Origin of the sequence: Bacillus sp. FSL K6-2971, from assembly GCF_038006405.1 — a bacterium.
Taxonomy (GTDB): domain Bacteria; phylum Bacillota; class Bacilli; order Bacillales; family Bacillaceae; genus Bacillus; species Bacillus pumilus.
Genome location: NZ_JBBOVD010000001.1, coordinates 2,830,941 through 2,852,531, shown reverse-complemented (window position 1 = coordinate 2,852,531; position 21,591 = coordinate 2,830,941). Strand labels below are relative to the sequence as shown.

Genomic DNA, 21,591 nt, shown 5'->3' with positions numbered 1-21,591 from the left:
TAAACTATGAAACTATTACACACGATTCAAGAATACCAACAAACGAAACCAACACAGCCAGCATTTGTTTCTCAACAGGCTTCGATCACATATGATGAGCTTTGGCATCTATCAGACCAAATGGCTGGTGCGATCGATGCAGTCGCAACTGGCAGTGCACCTGTCATTGTATACGGTCATATGGAGCCAGAGATGCTCATTTCTTTCTTAGGCAGTGTGAAATCAGGCAGACCTTATATTCCGGTCGACATCTCAATCCCTGCCGAGCGTATCGTCTCAATTATTGAAAGCTCAAAAGCCAGTCTGTTGATTTGTGCAAATGAGCAGAATGTACTGGATGTAGAAGAACACATTGAAGTGAAAAGTGCGGCATCTCTTTTAGCTCTTGAAAAAGAAGCACCGCCATCCACGCAGTGGGTTCAACAGGATGATGTTTTTTACATCATTTATACGTCTGGCAGTACCGGAAAACCGAAAGGCGTTCAGGTAACAGCCGATAATTTAGAAAGCTTTACAGAATGGATGTGCCGAGACTTCCCAATTGGCGGGGGACGCACGTTCTTAAATCAAGCACCATTTTCTTTTGACTTATCAGTGATGGATTTGTATCCAGCGCTTCAATCAGGCGGCACGCTTTACTGTTTAGTGAAAGATCTAGTGAATAAGCCGAAGGATATGTTTGCAGCACTTGGTCAATCTGACGTTGAAGTGTGGACATCAACCCCTTCATTTGTGCAAATGTGCTTAATGGACCCTTCCTTTACAGGGGAGCTTTTACCAGAGCTGAAAGTTTTCATGTTCTGCGGAGAGGCACTTCCTGTATCGGTAGCAAGTGCACTCCTTGAGCGTTTTCCAAAAGCGCAGATCTTTAATACGTATGGTCCGACTGAAGCAACTGTTGCGATCACATCGATTGAAGTCACGCAGGCCATTCTTGATCAGCACGATTCTTTACCAGTCGGCTATGCCAAACCGGATACAGATATCGTCATTTTAGATGAAGAAGGCAAGACCCTTCCTGATGGTGAAAAAGGGGAAATTGTCATCGTGGGGCCAAGCGTCACGAGAGGCTACTTAGGTGAACAAGCCTTAACGGATAAAGTGTTCTTTGAATACGAAGGGCGCCCTGCTTACCGCACAGGTGATGCAGGTGTGGCGCAGGATGGTTTGATTACGTGCCACGGTCGTCTGGACTATCAAATTAAGCTGCACGGATACCGAATGGAGCTTGAAGAAATTGAATATCATGTGAGCGAGACAACGTATGTCAATGCTTGTGTGATTGTGCCGTTCCAGCCAAACGGTCATGTGGAGTACTTAATTGCAGCCATTGTTCCAGCAGCACATTCTTTTGAAAAGGAATATCAGCTGACAAGTGCAATTAAGAAAGAAATGGCGGATTCACTGCCTGCGTACATGATTCCAAGAAAGTTTATCTATCTTGAGCAGCTGTACATGACGCCAAACGGGAAGGTTGACCGTAAAAGAATCGCGAAAGAGGTTCTTCTATGATTCCGTTTAGTTCATTCTTTTTCTTCATTCTAATTGCTGTTCTTCTTTTGCCGACGATCATTCTTGGTCTTCGCGGCAAAAGAATGCAGGGCTACAACATGTTTGCAACGGTTGTGGCACTCGCGCTTATTTTCTCAAAGGATGCACATGGCGCGCTGCTGCTCTTCTTGTTTACAGTGTGGCAAGTCTTGATCATCCGCTTGTACCTTTCGTACCGGTTGAAAGCAAATCAAGCGTCTGTCTTCTATATGGCAGTGGTGGCATCGATTTTGCCGCTTGTACTATCAAAGGTTTTACCGTTCTTTTTAACTCATCAGCCGCATCAACCGCCGCCAATGAACTGGCTGAGCTTTTTAGGGATCTCGTACTTAACATTTAAAGGTGTTCAGTTAATTATCGAGACAAGAGACGGCTTGATTAAGAAGAAAATTCCGATTCACCGTTTGGTCTATTTCATTGTCTTTTTCCCGACGATTTCATCAGGTCCGATTGATCGTTACCGCCGGTTTGAAAAGGATATGGATACGCCGCCTGAAAAGGAAGCGTACAGTGATCTTTTATACGCCGGTATGCATAAAATTTTTATCGGCTTCTTATATAAGTTCATTATTGGTTATCTGATTCACACGTATATTCTGATGAATATTCATCACATTAGCAGCAGTCACTTTGTTCAACAGTTAACGTATATGTACGCATACAGTATGTATTTGTTCTTTGACTTTGCTGGCTATACAGCATTTGCTGTTGGTGTGAGTTATATGATGGGCATTAAATCACCAGAAAACTTTAACAAACCGTTTATCAGCCGGAACATTAAAGACTTCTGGAATCGCTGGCACATGTCCTTGTCCTTCTGGTTCAGAGACTACGTGTTTATGAGATTTGTGTTCTTTATGACAAAAAAGAAGTGGATCAAGAACCGTATGGCTGTATCAAATATTGGGTACTTTGTCCTCTTTCTATTGATGGGTGCTTGGCATGGTCTAGCACTTCAATATATTATTTACGGACTATATCACGCAGTTGTGATGTCCGGTTACAATTTATTCGAAAAATGGAATAAAAAACACAAGTGGTGGCCGGATAATAAGGTCACAATGGTTGTGTCGATCATTATTACATTCCATGTGATTTGTTTCGGATTTTATATTTTTTCAGGAAAACCATTTCATCATTAATGATTAAGGGAGTAGAAAATTATGGAATTTAAAAATCAAGTATACGGTATTATTGCAGAGGTTTGTCAGGACGACGTTGTGAAAGAAAATCCAGAGATTGCAATTTTTGACGAGGGTCTTCTAGATTCATTTGGTACAGTAGAACTGCTTATGGCCATCGAAAGTCAACTTGGAATTACTGTTCCGATTACAGAGTTTGATCGTGATGTGTGGGATACACCGAATCACATTGCTGAGCAGCTGGCAGAGATGAAGTAATGAAAAAGCGTTTTTTTGGGCCGCTTATTTTAGCGGCTGTTCTATTCATTGGTGTTCTTCTTGTACCAAATGCATGGCTCTCACATCTGATCCCAAAAGACAAATTACAAAAGTCAGCCACAGAATTAGATCCGGGGATGTTCCAAGGGCTTTATTTACAAGATGAAATGCTAAAAGATCCAACTTATTTGCCGATCTATGGATCTTCTGAACTATCACGTTTTGATCCATATCACCCTTCGAATTTCTTTCATGAGAACCCTCAAGGGTTTACACCTTATCTTATTGGAAAAGGTGGATCGCAATCATTAATTCATGCGATGAACTTCGCAGCGCATATGGATGAGTTAAAAGGGAAGAAGCTTGTATTTATCGTGTCCCCGCAGTGGTTTGTAAAATGGGGATCTGACGAAAATCACTTTGCACCGAACTATTCAGCGCTTCAAGCACTGAATCTTGCTTATAATAAACAAATTGATCCAACTGTGAAAAAAGAACTGATTAAGAGAATCATGACGTTTAAAGCAGTAAAGAACGACATGGTCATCACAGAGCTTTTTAAAGCAGAGCTTTCTGGGAACAAATTCGCTTATGGCGCGATTTCTCCTATTGCAAAAATGTATTATGGCATGCTTCAAAAGAAAGACATGTACTATACAATTGGATCAGGGAAAGAGCGTAAGCTTCATCCGTCTCCATCAGTCAAAGGAAAAACATGGACTGAGCTTGAAAAAGAAGCGAGCGTTTTTGGTGCGAAAAGAGCAGGGGACAACCCGTTTTATATTAATCAAAAACTGTTTGAGCGCAAGCTGAAACCGATTATGAAAAAGATGAAAGATTCTCGTGAAGACCACTCTTATGCGGAATCACCAGAATACAAAGATTTTCAAATCATGCTGGATATTTTAAAACAGGCAGGGGCAAAGCCTTTGTTTGTGACGATTCCTGTCAACGGAAAATGGTATGATTATACCGGTTTTCCAAAAGAGGGACGTACAGAGTATTATGAGAAAATCAATCGTCAAATACGTGATAACGGGTATGAAGTCGCAGATTTGACTAAGCATGAGTATGATCCTTACTTCTTTAAAGATACGATTCACGTGTCTTATAAAGGATGGGTGTACATCGATAAGGCAATCGAAAAGTTTTACAAAGAGCAGTAGAATGCAGCAGCTTTCTGCTGCTTTTTGTTTGTCGAATCGGCGGATATCTTGTATAAAGAAGGGAAAAGGGCTATGCTTTAAATGGAGGCGATATGATGAATCGTTCTGAGAAAAAAGAACTATTGAAGCGTTCAAAGAAGCATTTTAATGATCATGCCTTTTGGGAAAAGTTAAAAAAGACGGCACAAAAAGCTGGTGTCTCTCTTGTCTATGCTGTGCTATTACTTTACTATACATTGCAAAAACCTGAAGTACCTGTCAAAGCAAAAACCCTTATTATTGGGGCGCTCGGATACTTTATCCTTCCAATTGACCTTATTCCCGATACATTGATTGGTGTCGGCTATACAGATGATTTAGGCGCGATCACATTTGCTCTGATTCAAGTAGCGGTCTACATTGATGATGATGTGAAAGGAAAAGCGCAGGACAGGCTGTCAAAATGGTTCGGTGAAAAAACCGATACGTCTCTGATTGATCAAAAACTTTAAGATGGCGGGATGCCGTCTGCACACTGAAAAGAAGACAAAGGGCTAAAATCAAGATCATTTTAGCCCTTTGTCAACAATCTGAAGCCTCCACAGCTGGAGGCTTTTTTTCATTACCCTAAAAATTTCACGCAAACTGGATGAGGGACTGAGATGTCTGATTGTAAGACAGTAAGTCGTCCTGTTTCTTTGTCGCGTTTGTATAACACTAGGTTGCTAGATTCTTGGTTTGAACCAACGAGGAATTCTTCAGTTGGATCAAGCACAAAGTCTCTAGGCCAGTTTCCTTCAGAAGAAGCAATCTCGACAAGACTTAATTGGCCTTCAGCGTCTGCTTTAAAAATCGCAATACTGTCATGTCCGCGATTTCCTGCATAAACAAATTGGCCGTCTGAAGAGACGTGAATCGCACTGCCTTGATTGTTCTCTGTAAAGTCGCTTGGAATGGTTGCGATCGTTTGGATCTCTTCGAAATGACCATCTTCAAAGTAACGAAGCACAATCACCTCTGAGCTTAGCTCTGTCATCACATATGCCACAGGTTTCGTTGGATGGAATGTGATATGACGAGGCCCGGTGCCTGGTTTTGTTTCAAATGTATGAGCAAGCTCGAGTTTGCCGTCTTCTTTCTTATACGTATAAATGCCATCTGTCCCAAGGTCAACAGCCACTGCAAATTGTTCATCTGGTGTCAGACCCATAAAGTGAGTGTGTGGTTTTTCCTGACGATCTTCGTTAGGGCCAGTTCCTTCATGCTGCGCCTGTGACAGAGTGCGGATCACTGAGCCATTTTCAGCATCGATTTCATACATCTCTGCTGTTCCTTTATGATAGTTTGCTGTAAAAGCTGTTTTTGTTTGACTGTCCACGCTGACGTGACAAGGAGAAGCGCCTTCGGCAAGTTCTTGGTTGATGAAACGAAGTGTGCCGGTTTCTGCATCAATTTGATAAGCAGCCACGCCGCCCTGTGATCCTTCTTTCACAACAGCATACACAAACTTTTGAGAATCTGAAACGGTTAAATATGTAGGATTTTCAAGTTCAGCAGCTACTTCTACTTTCTCAATCTGCTGTTTGTCCGTATTTAATGTAAAAGTATAAATGCCTTTACTGTCTCCCTTTGTATACGTTCCGATATAACCTCTGATGTTAGCCATGTATTGCCCTCCTTCTATAAGATGCTCTCATTCTATCATAAATTCATAGGAAAACGCTTTAGAAAGGCATGACGAAAGAAAATCAAAAGCGTTGGAATCTACCAGTATTCATTAAAAAAGATGTGAAAAAATATGACAAACGTTTTCTCAAATGAAAAGCGTTCAGGTAAAGTAAATAAATTGAAGAAAAAATACAAAAAATTTTAAGTTTTTTCATTCCTTGTCTAGCAAAGGTGTAAGCGTATACATTTAATTTTGATTAGTCTAAATTGTCTAATAATTTTAAAAATGCTGTTGACACTGTATGGAAAGCGGCGTAAGATGGGTTCAACAAAAGCTAAACAAACACTCAGAGCAAGCGTGAGACGCTTCAATATAAAATGTCTGAAAATTCAACTACTTTTTGTTTGAAAGAGAGGGTGCTCACTGAAAATGGAAGACCAAAAGGAACAGTGGATCTTTTTAAACGATGAACTCGTGAAAAAAGAGGATGCGAAAATTTCAGTTTATGATCATGGCTTCTTATACGGTGACGGTGTGTTCGAAGGGATACGCGTGTATAACGGAAATATCTTTCGAATGAAAGAACATTTAGACCGCCTGTATGATTCCGCCAGATCGATTATGCTGAACATTCCATATTCACTTGAGGAACTCACGGAAAAAATGATTCATACAGTTGAAAGGAACGGCCTAAAGGATGCCTATATCCGTCTTGTTGTCTCAAGAGGAGCTGGTGATCTTGGTTTAGATCCAAACAACTGCGGGAGAGCCAACACAGTGATCATTGTAGAGCCGCTGGCCATCTTTCCAAAGCACCTATATGAAACAGGGATTGACATTGTGACGGTACCGACGAGACGAAATCGTCCAGATGTACTGAGTCCAAAAGTGAAATCATTAAATTATTTGAATAACATCCTTGTCCGAATCGAAGCCCATATGGCCGGTGTGAGTGAAGCGCTGATGCTGAACGATCAAGGGTACGTGGCAGAAGGTTCTGCAGACAATGTGTTTATTTATAAAAAAGGTAAGCTCTATACACCGCCAGGTTATATCGGCGCTCTTGAAGGCATCACAAGAAATGCCATCATGGAGATTGCAGAAGACTTAGGCTACGAAGTGAAAGAAGAACCATTCACAAGGCACGATGTGTATACAGCAGAAGAAGCTTTTCTAACAGGAACCGCAGCCGAAGTGATCGCCGTTGTAAAGGTTGACGGCCGTACAATCGGTGAAGGAAAACCTGGGATCCACACAAACAAACTTCTTGAACAATTCCGCAAGCGAGTAGTTGAAGAGGGAGAAAAAGTCGTTTTTACAGATGAAAACATTCACGCAAGCTAAATAGATATCGATAAACGTTGAAGAGGACTAGTAGTTTTAGAGTCAGTATCTACAGAGAGCCGGTGGTAGCTGGAAACCGGTGTTACTTTCTAAAATGAACTCACCTCTGAGTGTCTGCTTGAATTGATAGTAGGGCAGACCGAGTGACATTGCTCACTCGTTACCAAAATGGATGAAAGATGTCCATGAGACGGCAGCAGATGTTGCCGTGAACAAGGGTGGTACCGCGAAAAACAAAGCTTTTTCGCCCCTTTGACCTAGTGAAAAGTAGTGTCATTGTGGGGTGAGAAGGCTTTTTTATATGGTTAAAATCACGATCTTGAATAGAAAAGGGTGAAAAAACTTGACTGAAGCAAGACAAAGAGGAGGAAAACAAATGGGGACAAATGTACAAGTGGAGACGGAAACATCTAAAGCACCACAAACGATGAACGGTGCACTCATGCTAATTGAAGCACTTAAAAGAGAAAAAGTAGAAGTCATTTTCGGATATCCAGGCGGAGCGGTTTTACCGATCTACGATAAAATTTATGATTCTGGGTTATTTCATGTCCTGCCAAGACATGAACAGGGAGCGATTCACGCGGCAGAAGGATACGCAAGAGTATCAGGCAAGCCGGGTGTTGTCATTGCAACATCAGGACCTGGAGCGACAAACCTTGTCACAGGAATTGCAGATGCAATGATTGATTCACTTCCTCTTGTTGTCTTCACCGGGCAGGTGGCAACCTCAGTTATTGGATCAGACGCTTTCCAGGAAGCAGATGTGCTCGGCATCACAATGCCTATCACAAAGCACAGCTATCAGGTGAGAAATCCAGAGGAATTACCAGGTGTCATTAAAGAAGCGTTCCACATCGCAACGACAGGGAGACCTGGTCCAGTCTTGATTGATATTCCAAAAGATGTGGCAGGTATTGAAGGAACGTTTGAATACGATCAGCCAATCGATTTACCTGGTTATCAGCCAAAAGTGGAGCCGAACTATTTGCAAATTCGCAAATTAGTAGAAGCTGTCAGTAGAGAGAAGAAACCGGTCATTCTAGCAGGAGCTGGCGTTCTTCATGGCAAAGCATCTGAAGAATTAAGGCAGTATGTAGAGCAGCAGCAAATCCCAGTCGCTCATACACTGCTAGGACTTGGCGGCTTTCCGGCAAAGCATCCTCTTTTCCTAGGGATGGCTGGTATGCATGGCACATATGCGGCGAACATGGCTCTTCATCAATGTGATTTGCTCATTTCAATCGGTGCGAGATTCGATGACAGGGTAACTGGCAATCTCAATCACTTTGCGAAACATGCGAAGGTAGCACATATCGATATCGACCCAGCAGAAATTGGCAAGAACATTCATACTCATATCCCGGTTGTTGGAGACAGTAAGCTAGTCCTTGAAGAGTTGATTAAGCAAGACGGGAAGCAAGGAGAGTCAGACGAATGGAAAAACCAACTAGATCAGTGGAAGGAAGAATATCCACTCTGGTACGTTGAAAACGAAGCAGAGGGCTTTAAACCTCAAAAGCTGATTGAATACATTCATCAATTCACAAAAGGTGAAGCCATTGTGGCAACTGATGTTGGACAGCATCAAATGTGGGCAGCGCAGTTCTACCCATTTGAAAATGCAGATAAGTGGGTCACATCTGGGGGCCTTGGTACGATGGGCTTCGGTTTACCGGCAGCCATTGGCGCTCAGCTGGCTGATCAAGAGGCAACGGTTGTGGCGATTTTAGGAGACGGAGGTTTCCAAATGACCCTGCAAGAACTTGCCGTTATCCGTGAGCTGAACCTTCCAGTGAAAGTGATTGTTCTAAATAATCACAGCCTTGGAATGGTAAGACAATGGCAAGAAATTTTCTACGAAGAACGCTACTCATATTCTAAATTTTCAGAGCAGCCAGACTTCGTTAAATTATCTGAAGCTTATGGCATTAAAGGAATCAGAATCTCATCAGACGAAGAGGCGAAAGAAAAGCTTGAAGAAGCGCTAACCTCTAGAGAGCCTGTTTTCATCGATGTCAATGTAGCAAGAGATGAAAAAGTATTCCCGATGGTAGCACCGGGGAAAGGACTTCATGAGATGGTGGGGGTGAAACCTTGAAAAGAATTATTGTGTTGACTGTATTAAATCGATCAGGCGTACTGAACCGAATCACAGGCCTTTTTACCAAACGACACTACAACATTGAAAGCATTACGGTCGGCCATTCTGAGATTCAAGATGTATCACGCATCACGTTCGTCGTCCATGTAGACCAAGAGAAAGACATCGAACAGCTGACAAAACAGTTGAACAAACAAATTGATGTTCTCAAAGTAACAGACATTACAAACCAATCAATCGTCCAGCGAGAGCTGGCTTTGATAAAAGTCGTTTCTGCACCAGCATCTAGAATGGAGATCACAGGGGTCATTGAACCGTTTAGAGCTTCTATTGTAGATGTGAGCAGAGAGAGTGTCGTCATTCAGGTGACAGGTGAGTCTTCAAAAATTGAAGCACTCATTGAATTACTTAAGCCATACGGCATTAAAGAAGTCGCCAGAACTGGCACCACGGCCTTTGCGAGAGATAATCAGCAAAAGCCGCAACAAAATAAAACAATTTCAATTGTCTAAACAAAAGGAGAGAGTCAAATGGTAAAAGTATATTATAACGGTGATATTCAAGAAAACGTATTAAATGGTCAAAAGGTTGCCATCATTGGATATGGATCACAAGGTCATGCACATGCATTGAACTTAAAAGAGAGCGGCGTAGATGTCATCGTCGGCGTGAGAAAAGGCGGATCTTATACAAAAGCACAAGAAGACGGCCATCAAGTATTCACAGTAAAAGAAGCGACAGCACAAGCAGATGTCGTGATGGTACTACTACCAGATGAGCAGCAAAAGAAAGTATATGACGAAGAAATCAAAGATCAATTAGAAGCAGGCAACTCACTTGTTTTCGCACACGGATTCAACGTTCACTTCCATCAAATTGTTCCTCCTAGTGACGTAGATGTGTATCTTGTGGCTCCAAAAGGTCCAGGACATCTTGTGAGAAGAACATATGAGCAAGGCGCTGGTGTACCTGCACTATTTGCTATCTATCAAGATGTATCTGGTCAAGCGAAAGACAAAGCACTTGCTTATGCAAAAGCAATCGGTGGAGCAAGAGCGGGCGTTCTTGAAACAACATTTAAAGAAGAAACGGAAACGGATCTATTCGGTGAGCAAGCAGTCCTTTGCGGGGGTCTTACTTCACTAGTGAAAGCAGGATTTGAAACATTAACAGAAGCAGGTTATCAGCCAGAGCTTGCATACTTCGAGTGTCTACATGAACTGAAACTGATCGTTGATCTTATGTACGAAGAAGGATTAGAAGGCATGAGATATTCAATCTCTGATACAGCACAATGGGGTGACTTCGTATCAGGACCACGCGTTGTGGATGCAAACGTAAAAGAATCGATGAAAGCTGTCTTGACTGATATCCAAAACGGAACATTTGCAAAAGAATGGATTGTTGAAAACCAAGTGAATCGTCCACGTTTCAATGCGATCAATGCTAATGAAAATGAGCACCAAATTGAAATCGTCGGAAGAAAGCTTCGTGAAATGATGCCTTTCGTCAAACAAGGAAAGAAAAAGGAAGCGGTGAGCGTCGGTGCGGAAAATTAATTTTTTTGACACAACACTTCGAGATGGAGAACAATCACCAGGAGTGAACTTAAATGCACAAGAAAAGCTAATCATTGCAAAGCAGCTTGAGCGCCTTGGGGTTAATATCATTGAAGCGGGTTTTCCCGCTTCATCCCGAGGGGATTTCTTAGGCGTACAAGAAATTGCTAGAACGATCAAAAACTGTTCAGTTGCTGGTCTTGCGAGATGTGTAAAAGGTGACATTGATGCTGCATGGGAAGCATTAAAAGATGGAGTGGAACCAAGAATTCATATCTTTATTGCTACTTCTGATATTCACTTGGAGCATAAACTAAAGAAAACACGTGAAGAAGTCGTAGAACAGGCTGTCTCCATGGTGAAATACGCGAAAGAACGTTTTCCAGTTGTCCAGTGGTCAGCAGAAGATGCGTGCCGTACAGATCTTGCTTTCTTAGCAGAAATTGTAGAGAAGGTCATCGACGCTGGAGCGAGTGTCATTAACTTGCCAGATACAGTTGGATATCTAGCGCCAAAAGAGTATGGCAATATTTTTAAATATATGAAGGAACACGTTCCAAATATCGACCGCGTCAACTTGTCTGCTCACTGTCATGATGATCTAGGAATGGCTGTAGCAAACTCACTTGCAGCCATTGAAAATGGAGCAAATCAAATTGAAACGGCTGTTAACGGAATTGGAGAACGTGCAGGAAATGCCGCATTAGAAGAAATTGCAGTCGCTCTTCATATTCGAAAAGACTTCTACAAGGTCGAATCAACGATTCAATTGAATGAAATTAAGCGTACAAGTGATGTAGTGAGCAAATACTCAGGAATGATTGTACCGCGTAATAAAGCAGTCGTTGGCAACAACGCTTTTGCACATGAATCAGGTATCCACCAAGATGGTTTCCTCAAAGAAAAAACAACCTATGAAATCATTTCTCCAGAGCTTGTCGGTGTGACAACAGACGTACTTGTCCTTGGGAAACACTCCGGAAGACATGCGTTTAAAGACCGCATGAAAACGCTAGGTTTTAAACTAACAGAAGAAGAAATCAATAAGTTCTTCGAAACCTTCAAGAACTTGACAGAGAAGAAAAAAGAAATCACAGATGATGATTTGATTTCTATTATATTGGAAGAAAAAGTAGCAGACCGAAAAATTGGCTACGAATTTGAAAGTCTTCAAGTGCATTATGGAACAGAACAGATGCCGACAGCAACGGTCTCTTTGAAAAATCAAGAAACGCAAGAAGTCATTCAAGAAGCAGCTACAGGCGCAGGCAGTGTAGAAGCTGTGTACAACACGCTGGAGCGCTGTATGGAGGAAAGAATTCATTTGCTAGACTACCGTATTCAATCAAATGGAAAAGGCAGAGATGCACTAGCCGAAGTATATGTCACTGTTTCAATAGAAGGAAAAGAAACAGCAGGACGCGGTGTGGCGCAAGATGTGCTGGAAGCATCAGCGAAAGCCTACGTCAATGCAGTAAACAGGCATTTAATCTTTAAATCAAATCTCATTGAAATTGAGAAACATCACGCGATCTCATAGGAAAGGAGGTAGGTCCTCATGAAAAAGAAAATTGCACTTTTGCCCGGCGATGGAATCGGACCGGAAGTTGTGACATCAGCGGTCGCTGTCCTCAAAGAGACAGCGGCTCAATTTAGGCACGAATTCGAATTCGAAACGGCGCTCATTGGTGGTATCGCAATAGATGAAAAAAACAATCCGCTCCCAACAGAAACGGTTGATGTATGCAAGAGCGCTGATGCGATTTTATTAGGAGCAGTCGGCGGACCAAAATGGGACCAAAACCCACCAGAGCTTCGTCCGGAAAAAGGCTTGCTCGCCATTCGTAAACAATTGGACTTATTTGCCAACATCCGTCCTGTTAAAGTGTTCGATAGCTTAAGCGAGGCGTCACCGCTAAAACAGGATCACATTAACGGAGTCGATTTTGTCATCGTTCGTGAATTAACAGGCGGTCTCTATTTTGGTGAACCAAGCGAACGCTACACAGATGAAGAAGGAAAAGAAGCTGCGGTTGATACGCTTCTTTATACAAAGGAAGAGATTGTCCGTGTACTAAAAGAAGCATTCGACATGGCGTTAACGAGACGGAAAAAAGTAACGTCTGTGGATAAAGCAAATGTTCTGGCTTCTAGTAAACTATGGCGGGATGCGGTAGAAGAAGTGGCTTCTCAATATCCAGACGTTGAATTTGAGCACATGCTCGTTGATAATGCCGCCATGCAGCTGATTTATAAGCCTGCACAATTTGATGTCATTGTGACAGAGAATATGTTTGGTGACATTTTAAGTGACGAGGCTTCAATGATTACTGGATCACTCGGTATGCTACCATCTGCTAGTCTATCAAGCACCGGCCTCCATTTATATGAGCCGATTCATGGATCAGCACCCGATATTGCGGGGCAAAACGTCGCAAACCCTCTGGCAACTATTTTGTCGGCAGCAAGCTTGCTTAGAACATCCTTTGCGTTAGAAGAAGAAGCGGCTGCCATAGAAGAAGCTGTGGAAGTTGTTCTTGCCTCTGGCAAAAGAACAAAGGATTTATCGACAAAAGAGGGAACGTATCAAACAACTGAAGACATCACTCATGCAGTTGTAGACGCACTAAAGCAGCGCGTGAAAACAATTGTATAAATAGAATCTTGTGGAATTAGGTAGAGGGAGGAAAAGGGTTATGCCTCGAACAATCATCGAAAAAATATGGGATCAGCACGTTGTCAAAAGCGGCGAGGGGAAACCAGACCTTTTGTATATTGATCTGCACTTGGTGCATGAAGTCACATCACCTCAAGCGTTTGAAGGATTAAGACAAAAAGGGCGCAAGGTGAGAAGACCTCAAAATACGTTTGCAACAATGGATCACAACATCCCGACTGTGAATCGATTTGTGATCAAAGATGAGGTTGCTAAAAAACAAGTGAGTGCTCTAGAGCGTAACTGTGCTGAATTTGGTGTCCGTCTAGCTGACCTTCACAGTGTAGACCAAGGAATTGTCCATGTCGTTGGACCAGAGCTTGGTTTGACACTTCCAGGAAAAACAATCGTTTGCGGAGATAGTCATACATCCACTCATGGCGCATTTGGCGCACTTGCTTTTGGAATCGGTACAAGTGAGGTTGAACATGTACTTTCCACACAAACACTTTGGCAGCAGCGTCCGAAAACATTAGAAATTAGAGTAGACGGAAAGCTACAAAAAGGGGTAACGGCCAAAGATGTCATTTTAGCAGTCATTGGTGCGCATGGCGTGAAGTTCGGATCAGGTTATGTCATTGAATACACAGGGGAAGTATTCAGAAACATGACGATGGATGAACGTATGACCGTTTGTAATATGTCGATTGAAGCAGGCGCAAGAGCAGGATTGATTGCACCTGATGAAGTCACCTTTGAATATTGCCGCGGCCGCAAATATGCACCGCAGGGAGAAGACTTCGAAGCAGCGATTAAAGAATGGGAAGAACTTAAAACAGATCCGGGTGCAACCTATGATAAAACGATTGTTTTAGATGGGAATGAGATTTCACCAATGGTCACATGGGGAATTAACCCAGGAATGGTGCTGCCTGTAGATGCATCCATCCCAGGACCTGAAGATTTTGCGCAAGAGGATGACCAAAAAGAAGCGATTCGTGCGTACGAATACATGGGTGTTCATCCGCATCAGCGTATTGAAGATATTACGATTGAGCATGTGTTTATTGGCTCATGTACGAACTCAAGAATGACTGACTTACGCCAAGCAGCTTCTATGATAGAAGGACAAAAGGTAGCTGAACATGTCAGAGCGATTGTCGTGCCTGGCTCTCAAAGCGTCAAATTGCAAGCAGAAGAAGAAGGTCTTCATGAAATCTTCCTTGAAGCAGGATTTGAATGGAGAGAATCTGGCTGCAGTATGTGTCTAAGCATGAATAACGATGTGGTACCAGAAGGCGAACGCTGCGCATCCACATCAAACCGTAACTTTGAGGGTCGTCAAGGAAAAGGTGCGAGAACGCATCTTGTCAGCCCGGCAATGGCTGCAATGGCTGCAATACATGGCCGATTTGTCGATGTCAGGAAGTTTAATCAAGAGAAAACAGTCGTGTAAGGAGTTGTCATAAATGGAGCCTTTAGTCACACACAAAGGAAAAGCCGCTGTGCTTAACCGTATCAACGTAGATACAGATCAAATTATTCCGAAGCAATTTTTAAAAAGAATTGAACGAACAGGTTATGGCCGGTTTGCCTTTTTCGACTGGCGGTATTTAGCCGATGGCAGCCCAAATTCTGATTTCGAACTGAATCAGCCGATTTATGAAGGTTCATCCATTTTGATCGCAGGAGAAAACTTTGGCTGCGGATCATCAAGGGAACATGCCCCTTGGGCACTTGATGATTATGGTTTCAAAATTGTCATCGCACCATCATTCGCAGATATTTTTCACCAAAACTGTTTTAAAAATGGGATGCTTCCGATTCGTCTTGATTATGATGTGTGGAAAACATTCGCTGCGTCATATGAGAACAAAGGGTATGAGATGACGGTTGATCTTGAAAAACAGCAAATAGAAGATCACGAAGGGAATATCACTCCTTTTGATGTGGATCCTCACTGGAGAGAAATGCTCCTGAATGGCTATGATGAGATCTCATTAACTTTACTACTAGAAGATGACATTCAAGCATTTGAAGATAAGCGCAGCAGCTGGCTGCGTGCGTAAACAACAAGAAGACGTCCGCCCGAGGTGTGACGGCTTCTTTTTTGCATGAAAACCTCTCGTTACTTGTGTTTACTAACCTTCGTTGGTAAACTGATAAAAAATATGCGCCCGAAAGGAAAGTAAGCATGAAACATGACAAGAAGAAAGATAATGTCATTTTGTTTCCTGGTCTGAAAGAAAGACTGATTGAAAAAGGAATGGCAGCATTAAAAGATAAACAGTATCAAGAGGCGCTTCACTTGTTTTCAGAAGCAAAATCTTATGATGACGATGAAGAATCCGATATTCATCTCGGTATGGCGATTTGTTTTCTGGAGCTGGGCGAGCTGCAGGATGCAAAACGTGTGTGTGAAAAGATGCTGAATGAGGGATATGGTCATTACTTCACCGTGCTTCAAGTGTATATGACAATCTTAATTCAGCTGAAAGAATATGAAGAAGTGAAGCGGACAATTGAGGCAGTACTTGAGGAAAACCACCTTCCAGCAGAAAGCGCAGAGCATTTTTACAAGCTGCTCGAATTTAGTAGAAAAATGATCGAATCGCCTGAACAGATTTTAGATGAAGATGAGGAGGTCGGCAGTGAAATCAATATAGATGATATGCTCGAGCGGCCAGAAGAGCAGGTGCAGTTCATCCATTCGCTGAAAGACCGAAACATCACGCCGCACATGGGTCTATTAAATACGATCCTACAAAAGCCTGATGGAAACCCTTTGGTCAAATCATTGATTTTGCAGCTTCTGTCAGATCATGATGTGGCAAAGCCGGTTCATGTCACGAAATTCGGTGATTCTTTAACGCTTGTTCCTTCTGAGGCTGTTAAACCAGAGCAAATGCCGCTGCTTCAGCAAGTCCTTCGTAAGCTCGATGACACACTTGGCAATGAGAACCCAACCCTTTATCAAGGCGTGGAAGAGTTATGGCGCCGGCACTTATTTGTGCTATATCCATTTCTTCCTAAATACACAGATCCGAATCTTTGGGCAGCAGCACTTCATAAAGTCGGTTATGAAATGCATGGGATCGAGATTGACCTCGAAGAATTGCATCTATTGTATGAATTTGATGAACGAGAGCTGAGAGAAGCTTGCACAATGCTGAAAGATATTGAAGAAATTTCTTATTTGTAATTTGTCGATTTAGTTGAAAGACGGACTTGTTATGTTATAATATAATGGTTGTATTTGTGCATATATCGTGCAGTTGTCGATTCCAATGGTTGAAAGACGATATGTATAATCAAGTCAAATGTTGTATACATAATACCGCTTCTTTAGCGGCGTGCGTGGTTTTTAATTGGACGAAGTCTTTATGATGCTTTAGAATGTAACAACGCACAATCTGAATAGATTTTTGGAGGGAAACACACATGTCAGTAAAATGGGAAAAACAAGAAGGTAACGAAGGCATCTTAACGGTAGAAGTTGATGCTGAAACATTTAACAAAGCACTTGATGATGCGTTTAAGAAAGTTGTTAAGCAAGTATCAATCCCTGGATTCCGTAAAGGGAAAGTACCACGTGGTCTTTTCGAACAGCGTTTTGGTGTAGAATCTCTTTATCAAGATGCATTAGATATTCTTCTTCCAGTTGAGTATCCAAAAGCAATCGACGAAGCTGGTATCGAGCCAGTTGACCGCCCTGAAATCGATGTTGAGAAAATCGAAAAAGGCGAAAGCTTAATCTTCACTGCAAAAGTAACAGTGAAGCCTGAAGTGAAACTTGGTGACTACAAAGGTCTTAACGTAGAAAAAGACGACGCTACTGTCACTGATGAAGATGTACAAGAAGAGTTAAAAGGCATGCAAAACCGTCAAGCTGAGCTTGTTGTCAAAGAAGAAGGCGCAATCGAAAACGGCGATACAGTTGTTCTTGATTTCGAAGGATTCGTTGATGGAGAAGCATTTGAAGGTGGAAAAGCTGAGAACTACTCTCTTGAAGTAGGTTCTAATTCATTCATCCCTGGTTTTGAAGAGCAGTTAGTTGGTCTTGAAACTGGAGCTGAAAAAGATGTAGAAGTCACTTTCCCAGAAGAATACCATGCTGAAGACCTTGCAGGTAAACCAGCTGTATTCAAAGTGAAAATTCACGAAATCAAAGCAAAAGAACTTCCAGCACTTGACGATGAGTTCGCGAAAGATGTTGATGAAGAAGTAGAAACTCTTGCTGAACTAACTGAAAAAACAAAGAAACGTCTTGAAGAAGCGAAAGAAAACGAAGCAGAAGGTAAACTTCGTGAAGAGCTAGTTGAGAAAGCTTCTGAAAATGCGGAAGTTGACATCCCACAAGCGATGGTTGACACAGAGCTAGACCGTATGATGAAAGAATTCGAACAACGCCTTCAAATGCAAGGAATGAACCTTGAGCTTTACTTCCAATTCTCAGGACAAGATGAAAATGCGCTGAAAGAGCAAATGAAAGAAGATGCTGCTAAACGCGTAAAATCTAACCTAACACTTGAAGCGATTGCTGCTGCAGAAAACTTACAAGTGTCTGATGAAGAAGTAGAAGAAGAGCTTTCAAAAATGGCTGAAGCATACAACATGCCAATTGAAAATATCAAACAAGCGATCGGATCTACTGACGCAATGAAAGAAGATTTAAAAGTTCGTAAAGCAATTGATTTTCTTGTAGAAAACCGTTAATATGGTGCATAATAATAAAACAGGGCGCGAGTGACTCGTGCCTTGTTTTGTACAATTTTTGACTTATCATCGCTTCTTTTGGAAACGATAGTGTAAGTCGCATCTTTCTGTTATACATATCTCGATGTGCAGTGTTAGAAACACATCATTACCGTCTTTTAGGAAAGTATGGTAAAATGCATACATACTGGACCCAGAAAGGTAGCTGACTGTTAGCTACAGGCAAGTGAAGAAGAATAAGGGGTGAAAGAATGTTTAAATTCAACGAGGAAAAAGGTCAATTAAAATGCTCGTTTTGCGGAAAAACGCAAGATCAAGTGCGTAAACTGGTCGCAGGACCTGGCGTATATATATGTGATGAATGTATCGAGCTTTGCACGGAAATAGTTGAAGAAGAGCTCGGCACTGAGGAAGAAGTTGAATTCAAGGATGTTCCGAAGCCTCATGAAGTTCGGGAGATTCTTGATGAATATGTCATCGGCCAAGAAAATGCGAAGAAATCCTTAGCTGTAGCGGTTTATAATCACTACAAACGGATCAATTCCAACAGCAAGATTGATGATGTTGAGCTTTCGAAAAGTAATATCTCTATGATTGGGCCAACAGGAAGCGGTAAAACATTACTTGCTCAAACGCTTGCTCGTATTTTAAATGTGCCATTTGCGATTGCAGATGCAACATCACTAACTGAAGCAGGTTATGTTGGTGAAGACGTAGAGAATATTTTACTAAAGCTGATCCAAGCAGCCGATTATGATGTAGAAAAAGCGGAAAAAGGCATTATCTACATCGATGAGATCGATAAAGTAGCAAGAAAATCAGAAAACCCTTCTATCACTCGTGATGTCTCTGGGGAAGGTGTTCAGCAAGCACTATTGAAAATTCTTGAAGGAACTGTCGCTAGTGTACCGCCTCAAGGTGGACGTAAGCATCCTCATCAAGAATTCATTCAAATCGATACAACAAATATCCTCTTTATTTGTGGTGGAGCCTTTGACGGCATTGAGCAAATCATCAAACGCCGCCTTGGTCAAAAAGTCATTGGATTCGGTGCGGAAAATAAAATCGAAGATCTTGAAAAAGAAGTTCTTCTATCAAAAGTACTCCCAGAAGACTTGCTTCGCTTCGGTTTAATCCCAGAATTCATCGGTCGTCTACCGGTTATTGCAAGCCTAGAGCCGTTAGATGAAAAAGCACTTGTAGAGATCTTGACGAAGCCTAAAAATGCACTCGTTAAGCAGTATACAAAAATGCTTGAGCTTGATGATGTAGAGCTAGAATTTGAAGAAGATGCTCTTAGCGAAATTGCGAAAAAAGCAATTGAGCGTAAAACAGGAGCTCGTGGTCTACGTTCAATCATTGAAGGCATCATGCTTGATGTGATGTTTGACCTTCCGTCACGTGATGATATTGAAAAATGTGTCATCACTGGTGCAACAGTTGCTGATGGCGAGTCACCGCGTCTTGTGTTAAAGGACGGCACAGTTGTCAATAAAGATACGAAAACATCTGCATAAGAGTAGTCTCACTCCTGAATCTTTTTGATTCAGGAGTTTTTTATTTATCGATGAAGTGGTGTTTATTCCGTCCAGCTCTAGGAAATACTAGCAGACAGAAACCAATACATACGAAAGATAAAGGAGGGAGCACCGATTGAGCTGGACAGGAATCGTACTATTCATACAGCTGTTCTTTGGTATCGTCATCGGGCTGTACTTTTGGAACTTACTGCGAAATCAGCGCACACAAAAGGTGACGATAGACAAAGAGTCAAAGAAAGAAATGGAAGCACTCAGAAAGATGCGATCAATCAAGCTGAGTGAACCTTTATCAGAGAGAGTCCGGCCAAAGGGGTTTCAGGATATTGTAGGGCAGGAAGACGGCATTCGTGCACTAAAAGCGGCACTATGTGGGCCGAACCCACAGCATGTCATCGTCTACGGACCACCGGGAGTCGGTAAAACAGCCGCTGCCCGTCTTGTGATGGAAGAAGCAAAGCGTCACGCTGATTCACCGTTTAAAAAAGATGCGGTCTTTGTAGAGCTCGATGCCACAACCGCGAGATTCGATGAACGAGGCATTGCAGACCCGCTTATTGGTTCAGTGCATGACCCAATTTACCAAGGGGCAGGGGCAATGGGACAGGCAGGCATTCCGCAGCCAAAACAAGGAGCCGTCACACATGCTCATGGCGGGGTTCTGTTTATCGATGAAATTGGCGAGTTGCATCCGATTCAAATGAACAAAATGCTCAAAGTGCTGGAAGATCGAAAAGTCTTTTTAGACAGTGCATACTACAGTGAAGAAAATACCCAAATCCCGAATCACATTCATGATATTTTCCAAAATGGACTTCCGGCTGATTTTCGATTGATTGGTGCCACGACAAGAACACCTGACGAAATTCCACCAGCGATCCGGTCAAGATGTCTGGAAATTTTCTTTAAAGACCTTGACCAGCATGAACTGAAAATCGTCGCTGCCAAGGCTGTCCAAAAAATTCAAAAGGAATTAAGTGATGAAGGGCTTAACCTGTTAACCTCCTATGTGAAAAATGGACGTGAAGCCGTCAACATGGTGCAGATTGCCGCTGGCATGGCGGTCACGGAAAACCGAAAAGACATCACGATCGAAGATGTAGAATGGGTCATTCATTCGAGCCAGTTGACACCAAGATATGAACAAAAAGTACCGGAAAAGCCAAAAGTGGGGGTAGTCAATGGACTGGCCGTTTATGGACCAAACAGCGGTGCCTTGCTTGAGATTGAAGTGAACATCTGTAAGGCGCTTGAAAAAGGCAGTATCAACATTACAGGCATTGCAGAAGAAGAAAGTATTGGCAATCAATCGAAATCCATTAGACGAAAAAGTATGGCCAAAGGGTCAGTCGAAAATGTATTAACGGTGCTACGAAATTTAGGTATTCGGACAAATGAATATGACATTCATATTAATTTTCCAGGCGGTGCCCCTATTGATGGGCCGTCTGCTGGGATTGCCATGGCGACCGCAATCTTCTCAGCCATACATCAAATCCCGATTGATCATCTAACAGCCATGACGGGTGAAATCGGATTGCAAGGTCAGGTGAAGCCGATCGGTGGTGTGATACCGAAGATTAAGGCAGCGAAGCAGGCTGGTGCCACAACCGTCATTATTCCTTATGACAACCAACAGTCAATCTTAAAAGAGATTGAAGGGGTCACCATTGTGCCTGTGAAGCACTTCCAAGAAGTGCTGGATCAGTGTCTGGTTAACCCGCCAGACGAGAAGAAAGATGGACTAGAAGACGAAATGAAAAGAAAATCTGTTTAATCCCCATCACATATGGGGATTTTTTAGTGAAATAGATCTTTTTTTCTTTTTCAAGATAAAAAGAAAGGGTATACTACGGTAAGATCAACATTTCTTAAGTCTTTTACATTGTACAAGACTGAAACAGGTATA

Annotated in this window: 18 protein-coding genes and 1 other annotated feature; of the genes, 17 read left to right on the top strand and 1 reads right to left on the bottom strand. The window is 42.2% G+C overall.

The features are described 5' to 3' along the window. Positions 1-6 precede the first annotated feature (6 nt). The 5 genes from dltA (at position 7) to MHI33_RS15145 (ending at position 4,608) form a co-directional block, all read left to right on the top strand. Positions 7-1,512, top strand: coding sequence for a D-alanine--poly(phosphoribitol) ligase subunit DltA (gene dltA / locus MHI33_RS15165; protein WP_065098550.1), 1,506 nt, complete (start codon positions 7-9; stop codon positions 1,510-1,512). After that, a complete protein-coding gene (dltB, locus tag MHI33_RS15160) occupies positions 1,509-2,693 on the top strand; it encodes a D-alanyl-lipoteichoic acid biosynthesis protein DltB (protein WP_065098549.1) in 1,185 nt (394 codons plus the stop codon). The genes dltA and dltB overlap by 4 nt, the downstream gene beginning before the upstream one ends. Positions 2,694-2,714: 21 nt before the next feature. Continuing rightward, positions 2,715-2,951, top strand: a complete 237-nt coding sequence (gene dltC, locus MHI33_RS15155; protein ID WP_003216498.1) for a D-alanine--poly(phosphoribitol) ligase subunit 2 — start codon at positions 2,715-2,717, stop codon at positions 2,949-2,951. Continuing rightward, positions 2,951-4,117, top strand: coding sequence for a D-alanyl-lipoteichoic acid biosynthesis protein DltD (gene dltD, locus MHI33_RS15150; protein ID WP_065098548.1), 1,167 nt, complete (start codon positions 2,951-2,953; stop codon positions 4,115-4,117). The genes dltC and dltD overlap by 1 nt, the downstream gene beginning before the upstream one ends. Before the next feature lie 95 nt (positions 4,118-4,212). Next, positions 4,213-4,608, top strand: a complete 396-nt coding sequence (locus tag MHI33_RS15145; protein ID WP_065098547.1) for a YkvA family protein — start codon at positions 4,213-4,215, stop codon at positions 4,606-4,608. A gap of 110 nt (positions 4,609-4,718) precedes the next feature. On the opposite strand, the gene MHI33_RS15140 is transcribed toward MHI33_RS15145, so the two are convergent. Next, positions 4,719-5,762, bottom strand: a complete 1,044-nt coding sequence (locus tag MHI33_RS15140; RefSeq protein WP_065098546.1) for a lactonase family protein — start codon at positions 5,760-5,762, stop codon at positions 4,719-4,721. A gap of 432 nt (positions 5,763-6,194) precedes the next feature. Here MHI33_RS15140 and ilvE point away from each other — a divergent pair, with 432 nt between their 5' ends. From ilvE to lonB, 12 genes are all read left to right on the top strand, one after another. Continuing rightward, on the top strand, positions 6,195-7,109 hold the full coding sequence (gene ilvE / locus MHI33_RS15135) for a branched-chain-amino-acid transaminase (protein ID WP_044139975.1): 915 nt from the start codon (positions 6,195-6,197) through the stop codon (positions 7,107-7,109). 8 nt (positions 7,110-7,117) lie between these two features. Beyond that, positions 7,118-7,364 (top strand) — a binding site (T-box leader). 121 nt (positions 7,365-7,485) lie between these two features. Then, the gene (ilvB, locus tag MHI33_RS15130) at positions 7,486-9,210 is read left to right on the top strand and encodes an acetolactate synthase large subunit (RefSeq protein WP_340912271.1); all 1,725 of its coding nucleotides are present in this window, start codon (positions 7,486-7,488) and stop codon (positions 9,208-9,210) included. Continuing rightward, a complete protein-coding gene (ilvN, locus tag MHI33_RS15125) occupies positions 9,207-9,725 on the top strand; it encodes an acetolactate synthase small subunit (protein WP_003216637.1) in 519 nt (172 codons plus the stop codon). Before ilvB ends, ilvN begins: the two co-directional genes overlap by 4 nt. Before the next feature lie 18 nt (positions 9,726-9,743). Further along, the gene (ilvC, locus tag MHI33_RS15120; RefSeq protein WP_113767515.1) at positions 9,744-10,772 is read left to right on the top strand and encodes a ketol-acid reductoisomerase; all 1,029 of its coding nucleotides are present in this window, start codon (positions 9,744-9,746) and stop codon (positions 10,770-10,772) included. Further along, positions 10,759-12,312 carry a 2-isopropylmalate synthase gene (locus tag MHI33_RS15115; protein ID WP_113767514.1) on the top strand — a complete coding sequence of 518 codons (1,554 nt, stop codon included), beginning with the start codon at positions 10,759-10,761 and terminating at the stop codon, positions 12,310-12,312. Before ilvC ends, MHI33_RS15115 begins: the two co-directional genes overlap by 14 nt. A gap of 18 nt (positions 12,313-12,330) precedes the next feature. After that, complete coding sequence (gene leuB / locus MHI33_RS15110) at positions 12,331-13,428, top strand: 3-isopropylmalate dehydrogenase (RefSeq protein ID WP_044139979.1); 1,098 nt, start codon at positions 12,331-12,333, stop codon at positions 13,426-13,428. A 40-nt stretch (positions 13,429-13,468) separates the two neighbouring features. Beyond that, complete coding sequence (gene leuC / locus MHI33_RS15105) at positions 13,469-14,884, top strand: 3-isopropylmalate dehydratase large subunit (protein ID WP_044139980.1); 1,416 nt, start codon at positions 13,469-13,471, stop codon at positions 14,882-14,884. A gap of 13 nt (positions 14,885-14,897) precedes the next feature. Then, on the top strand, positions 14,898-15,497 hold the full coding sequence (gene leuD, locus MHI33_RS15100) for a 3-isopropylmalate dehydratase small subunit (RefSeq protein WP_340912264.1): 600 nt from the start codon (positions 14,898-14,900) through the stop codon (positions 15,495-15,497). 125 nt (positions 15,498-15,622) lie between these two features. After that, positions 15,623-16,630 (top strand): DNA damage checkpoint antagonist DdcA, encoded by a 1,008-nt coding sequence (gene ddcA, locus MHI33_RS15095; protein WP_065098542.1) that lies wholly within the window; start codon positions 15,623-15,625, stop codon positions 16,628-16,630. Positions 16,631-16,869: 239 nt separating this feature from the next. Next, positions 16,870-18,144, top strand: a complete 1,275-nt coding sequence (tig, locus tag MHI33_RS15090) for a trigger factor (protein WP_003216748.1) — start codon at positions 16,870-16,872, stop codon at positions 18,142-18,144. 251 nt (positions 18,145-18,395) lie between these two features. Then, positions 18,396-19,661 (top strand): ATP-dependent protease ATP-binding subunit ClpX, encoded by a 1,266-nt coding sequence (clpX, locus tag MHI33_RS15085; RefSeq protein ID WP_044139984.1) that lies wholly within the window; start codon positions 18,396-18,398, stop codon positions 19,659-19,661. Positions 19,662-19,797: 136 nt separating this feature from the next. Continuing rightward, a complete protein-coding gene (gene lonB / locus MHI33_RS15080; protein WP_012010784.1) occupies positions 19,798-21,459 on the top strand; it encodes an ATP-dependent protease LonB in 1,662 nt (553 codons plus the stop codon). The last annotated feature ends 132 nt before the right edge of the window (positions 21,460-21,591 follow it).